The sequence below is a fragment of the Stenotrophomonas sp. GD04145 genome (assembly GCF_029835135.1).
GTDB lineage: Bacteria > Pseudomonadota > Gammaproteobacteria > Xanthomonadales > Xanthomonadaceae > Stenotrophomonas > Stenotrophomonas maltophilia_P.
Window position 1 is genome coordinate 16,017 of record NZ_JAODZG010000013.1, and the last position, 16,008, is coordinate 32,024.

Genomic DNA, 16,008 nt, shown 5'->3' on the forward strand with positions numbered 1-16,008 from the left:
TGCTCCCCTCAACGTCCGCGCAGGAACCAGCGGTCGATCTCCGCCAGCGAAAAACGGGCCCAGGTCGGCCGGCCGTGGTTGCACTGGCCGGATCGCTCGGTGATCTCCATGTCGCGCAGCAGGGCGTTCATTTCCGGCACCGTCAGCCGGCGATTGGCTCGCACAGCGCCATGGCAGGCCATGGTCGACAGCAGTTCATCGCGCGCGCTCGCTACGCGGCGGCTCTGGCCGTGCTCACGCAGGTCGGTCAGCACATCGCGCAGCAGCCCCTCCGGCTCGGCGTGGGCCAGCAGCGCGGGAATGCTGCGCACATGCAGCGAGCCCGGGCCGGCCCGCGTCACCTCGAAACCAAGCGAGGCCAGCGTCGCGGCCTCGCTCTCTGCGGTGTCCGCTTCGCGTTCGCCCACCGCCAGCGTGATCGGCACGAGCAACGGCTGCGACTGCAGGCCGATACCATCGTGCGCGTTCTTCAGCCGCTCGTAGCCGATGCGTTCGTGCGCCGCGTGCATGTCGACCACGATCAGGCCTTCGGCATTCTCGGCCAGGATGTAGATGCCATGCAGCTGCGCGATCGCATACCCCAGGGGCGGCACGCCCGCGTCTGCACGGGTGTCCGGCAGGCCGTTTCCGCTCGGCATCGCAGGCTGCGCGGTGCCGCCTTCGCCTGCAGCAGGCGTGGCATAGAGCGCGGCGTAGGCGGCCGGCGCATCGGCAACCTGCAGGCCCAGCGGCTGCTGCGGGCGCCATCCCTGATATCCGCCACCGCCGCCCGCCCCCGGAGCAGGACCACGGACCAGACCGAATCCGGACGCGCCCACGGTCGATGACGCCGCTGCTGCCCCCGCTTCCGCTGCCTGCCCGGCACCTGCACCGATCTCCTGCGCCGACACGCCGGCTCGGGTATCGGCCAGCGCGTCCTTCAACGTGCGATAGACGAAATCATGGACCAGCCGCGCATCACGGAAACGCACTTCGTGCTTGGCCGGATGCACGTTGACGTCGACGCGCGTGGGGTCGAGTTCCAGGAACAGCACGTAGGCCGGTTGCCGGCCATGGAACAGCACATCGCCGTAGGCCATCTTCACCGCGTGGGCAACGCTGCGGTCGCGCACCGAACGGCCGTTGACGTACAGGTACTGCTGGTCGGTACTGGCCCGCGAATAATGCGGCTGCGCGATCCAGCCGTGCAGGCGCAGGCCCGCGCCGCTGTGGTCCACGCGCACCGCCTGCAGCGCGAAATCATCGCCCAGTGTCTCGGACAGGCGCGCGTCCGAATACAGGTCACCCGGCTTGTAGCGGCGTGATGCCTTGCCATTGTGCGAAACCCGCAGCTCGACGTCCGGCCGCGCCAGCGCCAGCGAGCGCAGCCATTCTTCGATGTGCCCCAGTTCGGTGCGCTCGGCGCGCAGGAACTTGCGTCGCGCGGGCACGTTGTAGAACAGCTCGCGCACTTCCACCGTGGTACCCGGTGCGTGCGCGCGCGGCGTGACCTCGCCGATCTTGCCGCCATCGATCTGCAGCGCGGAACCGTGCTCGTCATCTGCGCGGCGCGACGCCAGGGTGAAACGACTGACCGACGCGATCGATGGCAGCGCTTCGCCGCGGAACCCGAGCGTGGCCACCGACTCCAGATCGTCCAGGTTGGCGATCTTGCTGGTGGCGTGCCGCGAGACGGCCAATGGCAGCTGCTCCGCTGCGATGCCACTGCCGTTGTCGCGGATGCGGATCAGGCGCACGCCGCCTTCTTCCAGGTCGATGTCGACACGGCTGGCGCCGGCATCGATCGCATTCTCGACCAGCTCCTTGACCACCGACGCGGGGCGCTCGACCACCTCGCCGGCGGCGATCTGGTTGATCAGGATGTCCGGCAAAGGCCGGATCGGGCGCGGGCCGGGCGCGCTCATGGGGCAAGGTAGGCAGCAGACTTCATGCGCCGATGATAGCGGAGGTACCGCGTGGAGAGTCGAGCCGGATCACCTGTGCGATGCCGATGATGCGCCACGCCCCAGGCATGGCCGGTCCAACAGGGTGCGGCCTACTTGCTGCCGCCGGCCATGGTGGCAGCCGCGTCGATCTCGGCCTGTGCGCGGGCCGCGTAGAGCGTCCCCGGCGGCGGCTGCCGGCTGAAGAACGTGTGCACGCCATCGAGCACCGCACCGGCGATCTTGCGCTGGTAGCCCGGGTCGATCAGGCGGCGCTCCTCGTCCGGATTGGAGATGAAGGCGGTTTCCACCAGCATCGCCGGCATGTCCGAGGTGCGCAGCACCGCGAAGTTGGCCCGCTCGATGTTTGGCTTGTGGTTGTTGCCGATCCGCTTCAGTCCACCCAGCACATGACCGGCCGCATCTTCGGACGCTTTCATGTAACCGCTCTGCGCCAGATCGAGCAGAACGTTGGCCAGCGTGCCTTCAGTCTGCTGCAGGCGCACACCACCGACCAGATCGGCGGCGTTTTCCTTGTCCGCCAGCCAGCGCGCACGCTGCGACGAGGCACCCTTGGTGGACAGCACGTACACCGATGAACCGGTCGCCGAGCGGTTCTCGGCGGCGTCCGCATGAATCGAGATGAAGATGTCAGCCTTGTTCGCGCGGGCCTTCTGTGCGCGCATCGGCAGCGGGATGAACACGTCGCTGTCGCGGGTCAGATAGGCTTTCAGGCCCGGCGTGGCATTGACCTGACGGGCCAGCTCACGCGCCACCGCTAGGGTAACGTCTTTCTCGCGCTTGCCGGTGGGTCCGATCGCGCCCGGATCCTGTCCGCCGTGGCCGGGATCGATCGCCACCACCAGGTGCCGCATGCCAGGCTGCATACGGATGCGCGAAGCGTCGCTGGGCATCGCCGGACGCGGCGGTTCGGGCGGCGGCGATGCCGGTACCGGTGCCGGGGCTGGCGGATTGCTCACCACCGCCGCGGTGCGCTGGCCGGCCAGGATCGCCGCGGGCGACGATGCCGCCGGGGTGCTGCTGGCGCTGGTGCCCGCAGCGGCCACCTGCACGGGCGCGGTGGACGGCGCCGGCGTGGGCGCGGCCGGGGCGGCAGCCGTGGCACTGGCCTGCTGCTGCACCTGCGCGGTCAACAACGCGGTAGCGCGGGCGGCGTCGCTGCGCGTCTGCATGCTGGGTGCCGTCGTCTGCGTGGTCGTGGCAACCGGAGCCGGCGCCGCAGCGGCCACGCCCGGGCTGTCACCCGGCCATTCGATCACCAGCTTCGACGCCTCTCCTTCGCGCTGCATCTGCGGGCGGAACGGCGCCACGGACTCCGCAAGATCGAAAACAACACGGAAGGTGCCCGGAACCGGTTGTCCGGTGCGCACTGCCGTCACCACGCCCTGCGCGGCCGGCATCTTCAGGTTGCGCACGGCAGTGGAGTCCGGGAAATCGACCACCAGCCGGTTCGGGTTGGCCAGCGACAGCGTTTTGTAGCCGCCACTGCCGACCAGAGAGATTTCCGCGCGGGTGCCGGTGGAGCCTGTATTCAGCTGTACCTGGCGGACTTCACCCGCCCACGCGCTGAGGCTCGCCAGACCCAGTCCGACGGCGGCACAGATGGCGATGAGACGGTTCCCCAGACGCATGGCTCAGGATTCAATCACCGCGCTGAACGGAATGCAATACCTTTTTCCTTAATAATCCGTAACCTGCCGATCTTTGTTCTCGTCAGGCGACAGAAACAGGCCGCAAGTCTCCACCTTCGGCCAACCGCTGCAGCCATTCCCGGCCGGCGTCGCTGAGCCCACTGAGACGCGCCCGGCGCCCCTGGCCCTCGATCTCCAGCGCCACGACCAGGTCCGTCGGCGGCAATGCGCCCGCCCCCCGTTCCGGCCACTCGACCAGCCACAGCACCGCACTGCCCTCGTCCAGGCCCAGGAAATCCAGTTCCCCGGCCTGGCCGATGCGGTACAGGTCCAGATGCCACGCCTCGCCACCACTGGCCAGCGGATAGCGCTCGACCAGGGTGTAGGTTGGGCTGCGGATCGCACCCTGCACGCCCAGCGCACGCAGCAGCGCACGCGCGGTGGTGGATTTGCCGGCGCCGAGGTCGCCGCGCAGCTCGATCAACGCCTGCGGCGGTCGCGTGGCCGCCAGCCATTGCCCGAGACGTTCGGTGGCATCGCTGTCGGCAAGGAAGAATTCGTTCATGGGGAGCGTTCCGGATTGGCCAGCCGCCGCAGGGGCGCCAGCAGGTCGGTGGGAAGCAGACCACGCGCGCCGTCGATGGCAGCGGCGTCGCCGGCAAGCGCGTGCAGCAGGGCGCCGCCTGCTGCGGCATCGAATGCGTCCAATCCCTGCGCGCGCAGTCCAGCAATGACGCCGGTCAGCAGATCTCCCATGCCGCCGACCGCCATGCCCGGATTGCCGGCCGCGATCAGCCGCGGCAGCCGCGCAGGTGCCGCGACTACACTGCCGGCACCCTTCAGCACCACCGTGGCGTGATAGCGCTCGACCAGCGCCTGCGCGCTGCCGAAGCGATCGGCCTGTACCTCGGCGGTACTGCAGCCCAGCAGGCGTGCAGCCTCTCCCGGATGCGGCGTCAGGATGGCATCAGGCACCGCGTGCGGGTTCTGCGCCAGCAGATTCAGGGCATCGGCGTCGATCACCAGCGGACGCCCGCAGGCGAGCACGCTGGCATGCAGCGCACGCGCCCAGTCGTCCTGGCCAAGGCCCGGCCCGATCGCAACCACCCGTGCGCGGTCCAGCAGCGCAGGCAACGCCGCGCCATCTTCCAGCGCATGCGCCATCGCCTCGGGCAGGCGCGCAAGCATCGCCCCCACATGCTCACGACGGGTGCCGACACTGAGCAGTCCGGCACCGGCACGCAGTGCGGCCTCGGCCGCCATCACCGCTGCGCCACCACTGCCGTGGTTGCCGCCCACACACAGCACATGCCCGGACTCGCCCTTGTGGGTATTGGCCCGGCGCGGCGGCAGCAGCGCCCGCAGACGGTCGCCGACCCAGCGTTCCGCGCTGGCCGCGATGCCTTCCCGCGCCGCCTGCGGCAGGTCCAACGGCGCCAGCCGACGCTGGCCGACATGATCCAGCGCGTCGCCGGTGTACAGGCCCCGGTGGCAGACAATGAACTGCAGGGTGACCGCCGCGCGCACCGCAACGCCGGGCACGCCGCCCTGATCGGCATCGACACCGCTGGGTACATCCAGTGCCAGCACCGGCGCCGGAGAGGCGTTGAGTGCTTCGATCAGCGCCTGCGCCATGCCGGCCGGGGCCCGATCCAGGCCGAGACCGAACAGCGCATCCACGCCGACGTCGGCGACCGGCAGCTGGCCGTCGAATTCGATGCTGCTGCCGCCGGCGGCAGCGAATTCCGCCGCTGCCTGCTGCGCCAGCGGCGTGGCGGGCAGCCTGCCCGGCAGGGTGATCACCTGCACCTGGCGGCCCGCCTGCAGCGCATGGGTCGCCAGTACGTAGCCATCGCCGCCGTTGTTACCGGCGCCAGCCACCACATACAGACTGCGGGCATCCGGCCATTGCTGCAGCAGGCACTGCCAGCCCGCCAGGCCAGCCTGCGCCATCAGGCTCCAGTCACCATCACCGGCAAGCGCCGACGCGCGGGCGTCCAGCGCGCGCGCAGCAGCGGTGTCGAACAGAAGAGAGAGATCGGGCATGCCGGGATTTTATACTGGTGCACATGTCCTCCGTCCCCGCCCCTGCCCCAGCCGACCCGGTCCAGGCCGTGCAGCGCATCCGCGAACTGGCCCGCGCACACGGTTTCCAGCGCTGCGGCATTGCCGGCATCGAGCTGGGCGAAGACGAGGCACACCTGGCCGATTGGCTGGGTCAGGGCCTGTACGGCACCATGGACTGGATGGCACGCCACGGCACGCTGCGCGCACGCCCGGCCGAACTGCTGCCGGGCACGGTGCGGGTCATTTCCGTGGGCATGGACTACAGCCACCGCGACGATACCGAAGCCTGGGCGACCCTGGCCGATCCCGGCCGCGCCTACGTGGCGCGCTACGCGCTGGGGCGCGACTACCACAAGCTGATGCGCAACCGCCTGCAGAAGCTCGCTGCGCGGATCAACGATGAAGTCGCTCCACTGGGCTACCGCGTTTTCGTCGATTCGGCACCGGTGCTGGAACGGGCCCTGGCCCGCAACGCCGGGCTCGGCTGGATCGGCAAGCACACCTGCCTGATCGATCGCCAGGGGGGCTCATGGTTCTTCATCGGCGAGATCTACATCGACCTGCCGTTGCCGGTCGACGCGCCCGCCACTGCGCACTGCGGCACCTGCACGCGCTGCATCGACATCTGCCCCACGCGCGCCATCACCGGCCCGCAGCGGCTGGATGCGCGCCGCTGCATTTCCTATCTGACCATCGAGCATGAGGGCGCGATCCCCGAGGACATGCGGCCGCTGATCGGCAATCGCATCTATGGCTGCGACGACTGCCAGCTGGTCTGCCCGTGGAACAAGTTTGCCAAGCGCACCGATGAAGCCGATTTCCGCGCACGCAACAACCTGGACACCGCGCGCCTGGATCAGCTGTTCGCCTGGGACGAGGCGGAATTCCTGCGCCGCACCGAAGGCAGCCCGATCCGTCGCAGCGGCCATGAGCGCTGGCTGCGCAACATCGCCGTGGCACTGGGCAACGCGCCGACAGCACCGCAGACCCTGGCCGCACTGCAGACCCGCATCGATGATGCCTCGCCGCTGGTGCGCGAGCACGTGCAGTGGGCACTGGCACAGCACCGCACGACCTGAGCCGGGCGTGCCCGGCGCGCGCCAACGTGCGATCCTGAGTGCCCGCTCGACCCGCAGCGCGCCGTACCCATGCAGCCACGCAACAACGACATTCTCACTCCCAGCCAGCTCAACACGCTGGCACGCGACCTGCTGGAAGGCAGCTTCCCGGCGATCTGGGTCGAAGCCGAACTGGGCAGCGTGGCCCGCCCTGCGTCCGGGCACCTGTACTTCACCCTGAAGGACGCACGGGCACAGCTGCGTGCGGCGATGTTCCGGATGAAGGCGCAGTACCTGAAGTTCGTACCGCGCGAGGGCATGCGCGTGCTGGTGCGTGGCCGGGTGACCCTGTACGACGCACGCGGCGAGTACCAGATGGTGCTCGACCACATGGAGGAAGCCGGTGAAGGCGCGCTGCGGCGGGCGTTCGAGGAGCTGAAGGCGCGCTTGGACGCCGAAGGCCTGTTCGATCCTGCACGCAAGCGGGCGCTGCCCGCGCATGTGCGGCGGATGGCGGTGATCACCTCGCCGACCGGCGCCGCCGTGCGCGATGTGCTGAGCGTACTGGGCCGTCGTTTCCCGCTGCTGGAGGTGGACCTGCTGCCGACCCTGGTGCAGGGCTCCAGCGCCGCCGCGCAGATCACCCGCCTGCTGCAGGCAGCCGATGCCAGTGGTCGCTACGACGTGATCCTGCTGACCCGCGGCGGCGGTTCACTGGAAGATCTATGGGCGTTCAACGACGAAGCGCTGGCGCGCGCGATCGCCGCCAGCGATACGCCGGTCGTGTCGGCCGTCGGCCACGAGACCGACTTCAGCCTGAGTGATTTTGCCGCCGACCTGCGCGCGCCGACACCTTCGGTGGCGGCCGAGCTGCTGGTCCCCGACCAGCGTGACCTGGCCCTGCGCCTGCGCCGCAATGCCGCGCGGCTGGCACAGCTGCAGCGCCACGCGGTAGGACAGGCCATGCAGCGCGCCGACCGTGCGCTGTTGCGATTGAATGCGCAGAGTCCGCAGGCCCGGCTGGACCTGTTGCGGCGCCGCCAGCTGGAGCTGGGCCGGCGGCTGCACGCGGCCTTCAACCAGCAGCAGGAGCGCCGTGCCGCGCGCCTGCGCCATGCCGCCGCGGTGCTGCGTGGCCATCATCCGCAGCGCCAGCTGGACGCGATGCAGCGTCGCCTGTCGGCCCTGCGCGGACGCCCCCATGCAGCGATGCAGCGGCTGCTGCAACGCGATGCGCTGCGCCTGCGCGGCCTGGCCCGGTCCCTGGAGGCGGTCAGCCCATTGGCCACGGTGGCACGCGGTTACAGCATCGTGACCCGTGCCGATGATGGTGCACTGGTACGACAGGTTGAACAGGTCCAGCCCGGCGACGCACTGCAGGCACGCGTGGGCGACGGCGTCATCGACGTGCAGGTCACCTCGGTCAGGTAAGCGGGGGCCAAGGCGCAGCCCGGCGTGCGCCTTCCTACCTGGCCGCCTCGCAGAACTGCTTCCGGTACTCCAGCGCCTTCGGCATCAGGGCCTGCAGATTCTGGATCCGGGTTCCCGGGTTGGGATGGGTGGAGGCAAACTCCGGCGGCGACTGACCACCACTGGCCTGGCCCATCCGCTGCCACAGCGGCACCGCTTCGCGCGGATCGAAACAGGCAGCCGCAGCCAGCATCAGCCCCACCTCATCGGCCTGGGTCTCGTGGCTGCGTGCGTAGGGCAGCAGATAGCCATAACCCATCGCCGACATCACCATCTGCTGCTGCTGCGCATCCATGCCACTGGCAGCCCCGGCCATCTGCCCGATCTGGGTCAGCTTCTGCTGTGCCATGCGCTGCGCTCCATGGCGCAGCAGCGCATGGGCGATCTCATGCCCCATCACCACCGCCATCGCATCCTTGGTCCGCGCCACCGGCACCAGACCGGTATAGACCGCCATCTTCCCGCCCGGCAGGCAGAAGGCGTTGGCCTGCTCGGAGGGGATCACGTTCACCTCCCACTGGAAGCTGCGCGCGAAATGGGCCGGCTCCACGCCATGCTCCCGCGCCAATGCGGTCTCCACCACATCGACCTTGGCGATCAACCGCTCGGCAATCGCACGCACGTCACGCGAGATCTGCGCGTTCGGGTCCAGTGGCCGCTCCTGCGCCAGGATCTGCTGGTAGGCCTGCAGGCCCAGCGCGGTTTCCTGCTGGGCATCCAGGCTGCTGTCGATCATGACCTTCTCGCCGGTATAGGGATCGACCGTCCGGTTCGAAAACCAGTAAAAGGCCGCGTAACCCGCCGCCAGCAGCAGTACCCACCAGCGGATGTTGCCGAACAGGCCACGCCGCTGCGGGCCCTGCGGCGAGCGGGAAAATGGGTCGTTGCGCATGCGGTGTTCTTCCGGCTGGCCCCGCCGGCCGGCGGGCACGGCGCAATCTTAGTGTGCCGGAGCCCGCGCCGGGTGAAGCCGGCCGCTCAGATGCCGCGTACCAGGCGGAACCCGATGCGGGCGTTGGTGGTGTCCGAGTCCTGCGACTGCCGCCAGGCCGCCCGGGTCTGCTCGGGAGAGTTCGCCCAGTTGCCTCCGCGGATCACCCGCGCCCGGCAACCCGGGTTGAACCAGGCCACGCCGTCGGAGGGCGCACGCCGGTAGCTGGAATGCCAGCAGTCGGCCACCCATTCGCTGAGATTGCCGGCCATGTCGTGCAGGCCGAACGCGTTGGCCCGGAAGTTCGCCACCGGCGCCGGGCCCCACCAGCCATCGCCATAGCCGATGAACGCGTTGTGCCAATGCCGGCCAGACGGCGAGACATCCTTGCTGCCGGTGAAGTTGCCGCTGCCCGGCGGGGGCGTGCCTGTATCCCCCCAGGGATAACGGCCGCTGCTGCCGGCGCGCAGCGCATACTCGAACTCGGCCTCGCTGGGCAGCCGGTAGCTGTAGCCGGTCTGCTCGGACAGCCACGCGGCATAGTTTTCCGCGTCGCGCACGCTCACATGCATCACTGGCGCATTGCCCAGCGCGCGCGCGCCGTCGTAATCCGAGCGCCAGTCGACACCGCTGCGGCGGATGAAGTTGCCGCTGCGCTCGTCATAGACCACCGAATGACCGCGACGGGTCGCGCGTGGGCGGGCATTGGTGGCTTTGACGTAGCGCTCGAAATCGCTGACGGTCACCTCGGTGATGGCCATCGCGAAACCGCGGTCAAACCGCACGTAATGCGAAGGGCGCTCGGCATCGGTGGCGCCGGGCTCGGCATCCCCTGCGCCCATCTGGAAGCCGCCATGCGGCACCACCACCATCTGCGGGCCACGCCCGCCATCGCGCATCGCGTCGCTGAACACCTGGCCGGGACGGAAACTGCCGTAATGCGTTGCCAGATCGATGCGCTCGCGCAGCTGCGCCACGACCGCGTCGCCGGGCAGCGCGATGCGCAGTGCTTCGGCCAGCTTCTCGCGTGCAGGTTTCAGGCCCTGCGGCGTCGCCAGGTCGCGCAGGCCCTCGTCGCGCAGCTGCGCCAGGGTGTTGGCCCGGATCTGCTCGATGCGCTCGAAGGCGTCGGCGATGGTCGGCGAGGAATCACGGACTTTGCTGGCTTCGGCCAGCCAGGTGCCGGCACTGGCGAAGTCACGGCGGCGGGCGGCCTCCTCGGCACGCCGGATCAGGCCGCTCTCCGCCGCAGCAAGGCCCTGGCGTGCGCGGCGGTTGCCCTCGTCAAGCGCCAACGCCTCGCGGAAACTGCCGATCGCGCCGTCACCGTCCTCGCCGATCCGGTCCGCGCGCAGGTCCTCCTCGCCGGCCCGGTTGTAGGCCACCACGCGTTGCGCGATCTCCACCCGCGCCTGCAGGGCACGCACCTTTTCATCGTCAGGGGCCAGGGTCAGCAACACCAGCGCCTGGCGTCCCGCTTCGGCCAGCGCCTCGCGCTGCTGCAGCGGCCGCACCAGCAAGGCATCGGTCTGCTGCAGCAGGCGCTGGCGGGCACGCTGCAGACCAGCACGGGCCTGGCGGTCGTCAGGCACCTCCTCCTGCACCGCCAGCCACAGCGGGATGGCGGCATCGCCATCCTCGTACAGCCGATCCTGGGCAAACGCCTGCTCGGCGGCCCTGCGCAGCTGCGCCAGGCTGCGCCCCTCCCGATCGACACGGGGCGGCGTCCACTGCTGCACGTCTTCGGCGGCATCCTGACCGGCGATGGTCACGCTGCCCTGCACCGCCGGCCGATCCTCCGGCGCCGGCGGCGATGCCGCCTGGCCGGAACCCTCGCCGGCCTTGCCTGCCGGTATCGGCGGTGACGGGGTGCAGGCGACCAGAGCCAGGGCCAGGCTGGCGCACAGCGCGGACGACAGCGGAAAACGCAAGCAGAGCCTCCTTCGGCACGGACGCGGACCGACGTTAGGCTATTCTCCCCTGCCTGAGCAAACCCGAGTAGCAGGCCCTGACCCGTGGCAATCTGGATCACCACCCCCGCCGAGCTGGATGCGTACTACCAGCAGCGTCCCACCCGCATCGGTCTGGACACCGAATTCATCCGTGAACGCACCTTCTGGCCGCAACTGGCGCTGGTGCAGATGGCGGTCGGCGAGGACATCCTGCTGATCGATCCGCTGATTCCCGGCATGCCCGAAGCACTGGCCCCCTGGCTGACCGATACGTCGATCATCAAGGTGATGCACAGCGCCAGCGAGGATCTGGTGGCCTTCAAATGGACCTGCGGCGTGCTGCCACGACCGCTGTTCGATACCCAGATCGGCGCGGCGCTGGCCGGCATCGGTGCCGGCATGGGCTACCAGAAGCTGGTGCAGGAGATCACCGGCGTGACCCTGGCCAAGGGCGAGACCCGCTCGGACTGGATGCGCCGCCCGCTCTCCGAGTCGCAGCTGCAGTATGCCGCCGATGACGTCGAGCACCTGTTCGCGCTGCATGACGCGATCGACGCGAGACTGCAGGCGATGGGACGCCAGCAGTGGCTGCACGACGACGCTGAACGCCTGTTGGCCAGCGTCGCCAACGATGAGGACCGCTGGCCGCACCTGTCCATGCGCTCGGCCCAGTTCCTCGATGCCGAGGCACAGCGACGCCTGCTGCGCCTGCTGCGCTGGCGCGATGTGCAGGCACGCCAGAGCGACCGGCCGCGCAGCTGGATCCTGGACAACGAACTTGCCGCCCTGCTGGCGCGCTCGCCACCGGCCGATGTCGACGCGCTCGCCAAGCTGTTCGAGCCGTTCCCGAAGGCGCCGCGCAAGCTGACAGCCGCCGTGTGGCAGGCCCTGGACACTCCGCTGGCCGACGAGCAGGACGCGCCGCTGGCAACCCAGCCCACCGACAGCAGCAAGAAGACGCTGAAGAAAATGCAGGACGCCGTGGCCGAATGCAGCCGTGAACTGGGCCTGGCGGACGGCGTACTGGCCTCGCGCAAGCACCTGGAAAGCTACCTCGAGCACCGCCAGTGGCCGTCGGCGCTGGCCGGATGGCGCCAGCAGGCGCTGGAATCGCGCCTGCAGCCATTGTTGCCGGTGCGCTGACAACGCGCTGCAGCAACGGGAAGGGGCGGCCAGGATCACCGGGCCGCCCCTTCCCGCAACCGTTCGATTACCAGTTCATGTTCAGCGACACACCCACGGTACGCGGCTCGTTGTACACCGCGGCCATGTAGTTCTCGATCACGCCCTTGAGATTCTTCTCGTTGGTGATGTTGCGTGCGAACAGCGCGACTTCATAGGCACCGTAGTTGCCGGAGTAACCGATCTTCAGGCCGCCCTCGAAGTCCCCCTTGGAGTTGAACTCCTTGCTGTCATACAGCACGAAGCTGGTATAGCCCTGCTTGTTCCAGTCGGTGGACACGAACATCGTGGCCGCGTCGCTGACCGGGAAATCGTAGCGTGCGGCCAGGTTGACGTTGTACTTCGGTGCGTTCGGCAACGGGTTGCCGTCGATCTGCGCGAAGGTGTTCGCACCCACCTTGATGGTCGGATCATCCACGGTGCACACCACCTGGCCATTCAGGCCGCAGACCTGCGCGTACACGCGCTTGTCCTTGATTTCGCTGTGCAGCAGGCTGACACCGGCGCTCAGGGTCAGGTTGGGAACCGGACGCAGTTCCATGTCTGCTTCGAAACCATACGCCTTGGCCTTGTCTGCGTTGAACAGCACGCCGTTGCCGTCCGAATCGTTACCGTTGAGCTGGATATCGTTGACGGTGTAGGTAAACGCGGTGGCGTTCAGGCGCAGGCGGTTGTCCCACAGGCTGCTCTTCACGCCGGCCTCCCAGGACAGGATGGTCTCCGAGTCGGCGGTGGTGAAGTCGGCATTGAACACCGCCGAACGGCCCTGGATGGTGGGCCCACGGAAGCCGCGCGCCACCTTCGCATAGACGCTGACGTCCGGCGTGATCTGGTACATCGCACTCAGGTCCCAGCTGGGCGTGGTATCGGACATCCTGACGTCGGTGCGGCCCTTGTAGGTCACCACCCCGGCAGCGGTGTCGGCGGTCTTCAGCAGCCGGGTGTGCTTCTCGTCGCGGGTCTGGCGCAGGCCGGCGGTCACCGTGAACCTGTCGGTGAAGGCGTAGCTGAGCTGGCCAAAACCGGCCCAGGAGGTGTTCTTGTTGCGCAGGCGTACCCAGTTGTTCGGATTGCGCGCAGCGCCCTGCAGGAACCAGGCACGCTGGTAGAAGTCGGTGGTGTCGCTGCCGTTGAAATAGAACGCGCCGGCCTGCCACTGCAACGCGCTGTCGTCATGGCTGGCCAGACGGAATTCCTGGGTCCACTGGTCCAGGTCGCGGATCCGGCCCATCGACTGGCCGTAGCCATTGGGCACGCCGTTGACCGGGTAGTTCACCGCAGCACCGCCATCGGTATCGCCACGGCTGTAACCGGAGGTGGTTTCATACGCGGTGATCGAAGTGAAGTCGATCGCGCCGAAGTCGTAGCGCGCCTTCACCGAGCCACCGTAGGTCTTGTAGGCCTGCGGGTTGTTGTCGGCTTCGTCGTAGGCGACCTGGTCGCGCGGCACGTCGGTGCGGTTGGAACCCTTGGTCAGCGCACCGCGCAGGAACAGGGTCGAGGTGCCTTCGTAATCGCGCGCGTGTGCCGAGGCCAGGATCGAGAACTGCTCGCTCGGCGTCAGCAGCAGCTGGGCGCGGACGTTGCGGTCATCGAAACCGCCCATGGCGTTCTTCTTCGGGCTGACGGTGCCATCCGCACTCGGGCCGCTGTAGGTGTTGTCGACATAGTCGTCGCGATGCTGGTACAGGGCCGACACGCGGAACGAGGCGATATCGTTGATCGGACCGCCAAAGCCGCCATCGATCGACACGCTGTTGTAACTGGCGTAGCTGGCGCTGACGCGGCCGGTGTAGTCCTGCGTCGGCTTGAGCGTGTCGAACTTGACGATGCCGGCCGTGGTGTTGCGGCCGAACAGCGAACCCTGCGGGCCGCGCAGCACTTCCACCTGGTCCACGTCGTAGACCGGATTGGACTTGAGCACCACGTGCTCCAGCACCACGTCATCCTGGATGATCGACACCGGCTGGGAAGCACCCAGATAGAAATCGATGTTGCCCAGCCCGCGGATGTAGAAGCGCGGGAAGATACGACCGGTGGTGGTTTCCGCATACAGGCTCGGCACGCGGCCGGACAGCGCCAGCAGGGTGTCGTCGCCGCCGGCGGTGAAGTCGCGCATGCGCTCGCCCTGCACGACGCCCACCGACACCGGCACCTCCTGCAGGTTCTGCTCACGGTGTTCGGCGGTCACGGTGATGGTATCCAGCCCGGTGGGGGTCGGCGCACTGTCCTGCGCCGCGGCGCCGAAGCTGCCGACCAGCGCCAGGCCTGCGCAGGCCAGCGCGAGCGGATGGCGACGGAAGGAAACGAGGGAAGACGACATGCCCGACAGACGGCGGGAATCGGTATGGGAAGGCATCGAAAGCTCTGAGGAGACGTCCGGGCGGCCTGCGCGGGCCGGGCGGCGAGAAAGGGAACTGCTGCGCAGACTGGGGATTATCCTCCAAATTGTTACGATTTCGTTTCGCGCAACGGAATCGCACGAAAGCCGGCGGACTCGGCACAGTCGCCTATGGCCACGGCCGGGCGCGTCGCTTGGCAAGGCCGACCGCCAGCGATACAATGACAGCGCACTACGGGGCCATAGCTCAGCTGGGAGAGCGCGTCGTTCGCAATGACGAGGTCAGGAGTTCGATCCTCCTTGGCTCCACCATATTTCCGTCCTAGACGGTGCGACCAAGGCTGGAAAGACCTGAAAATACAGGCTTTCCGGCCTTTTTCGTATCCAGCACAGTCCAGCCCAGACCAGCCGAATCCGGCGGTAAGTGGCGGTAGATTTGGCGGTAGCCAGGGCACTCCCTTAGCCTGTTACCGTCAAGGAGCCGCCCGATGCCTCTCACCGATACCGCCATCTGCAAGGCAAAACCTACGGGCAAGCCGCAGAAGCTGCGCGATGGCAACGGACCGTACATACTGTTACGACCGGATGTGGATAAGATCATCCTCCCTCTGGAAAGTGACATCTTCACTTCGATCGGTAATTTGCCAGTTGGGGCCATCACGGCTCCCGAGCTATTGAAGCACTTGGCGCGGATCGAGCAACGCGGAGCTATCGAGACCGCCCATCGCGCCCTAGAGACCCGCGGCGCGGTCTTCCGTTATGCTGTGAGGCCAAGGCGGGCCGACGGAGATTCGACAGGGGCCCTAAAGGGCGCGCTGACGCCGTGGCGCCCCATGCCATTCGCCGCCGCGACGATCCCGGCAGCTGCGACCGCCCTCCTTAGGAAGATCGACAGCAGTACCAGCAGACCAATTGTCCGGAGCGCGCTGCGCCTAGCTCCACTGCTCTCCGCCCTCCCGGCGAACTTGTCCGCATGAGGCGCATCGAGTTGGAATTGGATGTGGGCCGATGGCGCTACTTCGTAGCCACAACCAAGCGCCCCCATATCGCCACTCTTTCCTCGCAAGCGGTTGAAATCCTGCGCGAGCTGCATCCTTTTATCGGACGCGGCGAGTTCGTGTTCCCGGGCGGGCGCGACCCGCGCAGGCACATGTCCGGCAATGCCATCCTTGTAGCGGCACAACGCTGTGGCAATGAGAAGGACGAAAGCACCATCCACGGCTTTCGACACATGGCAAGCACGCTACACAATGAAGTGGGCTATTGGAATCCTGATGCAATCGAATCCGCGCCGAATGACAAAATGCTCGGGTGCGCGCGGGATCTACAACCAAGTGCAATATCTGGAGGAGCGCCGCAGGATGATGCAGGAATGGGCGAACTACTTGAGCACATTGAAGACCCCCACTGCGAGCAAGATTCTTTCTTTTGAG

At 67.9% G+C, this 16,008-nt stretch carries 12 protein-coding genes and 1 tRNA gene; 6 read left to right on the forward strand and 7 right to left on the reverse strand.

Features of this window, described 5'->3' with window-relative positions:
• Nucleotides 1-8: 8 nt before the first annotated feature.
• The 4 genes from mutL to N7367_RS09215 form a co-directional block, all read right to left on the reverse strand.
• A complete protein-coding gene (gene mutL / locus N7367_RS09200; RefSeq protein WP_279942236.1) occupies nt 9-1,904 on the reverse strand; it encodes a DNA mismatch repair endonuclease MutL in 1,896 nt (631 codons plus the stop codon).
• 131 nt (nt 1,905-2,035) lie between these two features.
• Nucleotides 2,036-3,574, reverse strand: a complete 1,539-nt coding sequence (locus N7367_RS09205) for an N-acetylmuramoyl-L-alanine amidase (RefSeq protein WP_279942237.1) — start codon at nt 3,572-3,574, stop codon at nt 2,036-2,038.
• A gap of 82 nt (nt 3,575-3,656) precedes the next feature.
• Nucleotides 3,657-4,139, reverse strand: a complete 483-nt coding sequence (gene tsaE, locus N7367_RS09210; protein WP_111186443.1) for a tRNA (adenosine(37)-N6)-threonylcarbamoyltransferase complex ATPase subunit type 1 TsaE — start codon at nt 4,137-4,139, stop codon at nt 3,657-3,659.
• The gene (locus tag N7367_RS09215; RefSeq protein WP_279942238.1) at nt 4,136-5,620 is read right to left on the reverse strand and encodes an NAD(P)H-hydrate dehydratase; all 1,485 of its coding nucleotides are present in this window, start codon (nt 5,618-5,620) and stop codon (nt 4,136-4,138) included. The genes tsaE and N7367_RS09215 overlap by 4 nt, the downstream gene beginning before the upstream one ends.
• A gap of 23 nt (nt 5,621-5,643) precedes the next feature.
• On the opposite strand from N7367_RS09215, the gene queG reads away from it, so the two are divergent.
• Together queG and xseA are read left to right on the forward strand one after the other, a co-directional pair.
• Nucleotides 5,644-6,720 carry a tRNA epoxyqueuosine(34) reductase QueG gene (gene queG, locus N7367_RS09220; RefSeq protein WP_279942239.1) on the forward strand — a complete coding sequence of 359 codons (1,077 nt, stop codon included), beginning with the start codon at nt 5,644-5,646 and terminating at the stop codon, nt 6,718-6,720.
• A gap of 69 nt (nt 6,721-6,789) precedes the next feature.
• Entirely contained in the window at nt 6,790-8,130 is a 1,341-nt protein-coding gene (xseA, locus tag N7367_RS09225; protein WP_279942240.1) for an exodeoxyribonuclease VII large subunit, read from the forward strand.
• A gap of 34 nt (nt 8,131-8,164) precedes the next feature.
• On the opposite strand, the gene N7367_RS09230 is transcribed toward xseA, so the two are convergent.
• A complete protein-coding gene (locus N7367_RS09230; RefSeq protein WP_053520218.1) occupies nt 8,165-9,061 on the reverse strand; it encodes a M48 family metallopeptidase in 897 nt (298 codons plus the stop codon).
• A gap of 86 nt (nt 9,062-9,147) precedes the next feature.
• Nucleotides 9,148-11,031 carry an SUMF1/EgtB/PvdO family nonheme iron enzyme gene (locus tag N7367_RS09235; protein ID WP_279942241.1) on the reverse strand — a complete coding sequence of 628 codons (1,884 nt, stop codon included), beginning with the start codon at nt 11,029-11,031 and terminating at the stop codon, nt 9,148-9,150.
• Nucleotides 11,032-11,115: 84 nt separating this feature from the next.
• On the opposite strand from N7367_RS09235, the gene rnd reads away from it, so the two are divergent.
• Nucleotides 11,116-12,195, forward strand: coding sequence for a ribonuclease D (gene rnd / locus N7367_RS09240; protein WP_053520336.1), 1,080 nt, complete (start codon nt 11,116-11,118; stop codon nt 12,193-12,195).
• Between the two features lie 67 nt (nt 12,196-12,262).
• On the opposite strand, the gene N7367_RS09245 is transcribed toward rnd, so the two are convergent.
• Nucleotides 12,263-14,557 carry a TonB-dependent receptor gene (locus tag N7367_RS09245; protein ID WP_315974026.1) on the reverse strand — a complete coding sequence of 765 codons (2,295 nt, stop codon included), beginning with the start codon at nt 14,555-14,557 and terminating at the stop codon, nt 12,263-12,265.
• 254 nt (nt 14,558-14,811) lie between these two features.
• Here N7367_RS09245 and N7367_RS09250 point away from each other — a divergent pair.
• From N7367_RS09250 to N7367_RS09260, 3 genes are all read left to right on the forward strand, one after another.
• Nucleotides 14,812-14,887: transfer RNA gene (locus N7367_RS09250), tRNA-Ala, on the forward strand.
• Nucleotides 14,888-15,063: 176 nt separating this feature from the next.
• Nucleotides 15,064-15,552, forward strand: coding sequence for a hypothetical protein (locus tag N7367_RS09255; RefSeq protein WP_277380900.1), 489 nt, complete (start codon nt 15,064-15,066; stop codon nt 15,550-15,552).
• Nucleotides 15,549-16,007: a hypothetical protein gene (locus N7367_RS09260; RefSeq protein ID WP_279942243.1), complete on the forward strand. Its 459-nt coding sequence runs from the start codon at nt 15,549-15,551 to the stop codon at nt 16,005-16,007. The genes N7367_RS09255 and N7367_RS09260 overlap by 4 nt, the downstream gene beginning before the upstream one ends.
• Nucleotide 16,008: the final 1 nt, after the last annotated feature.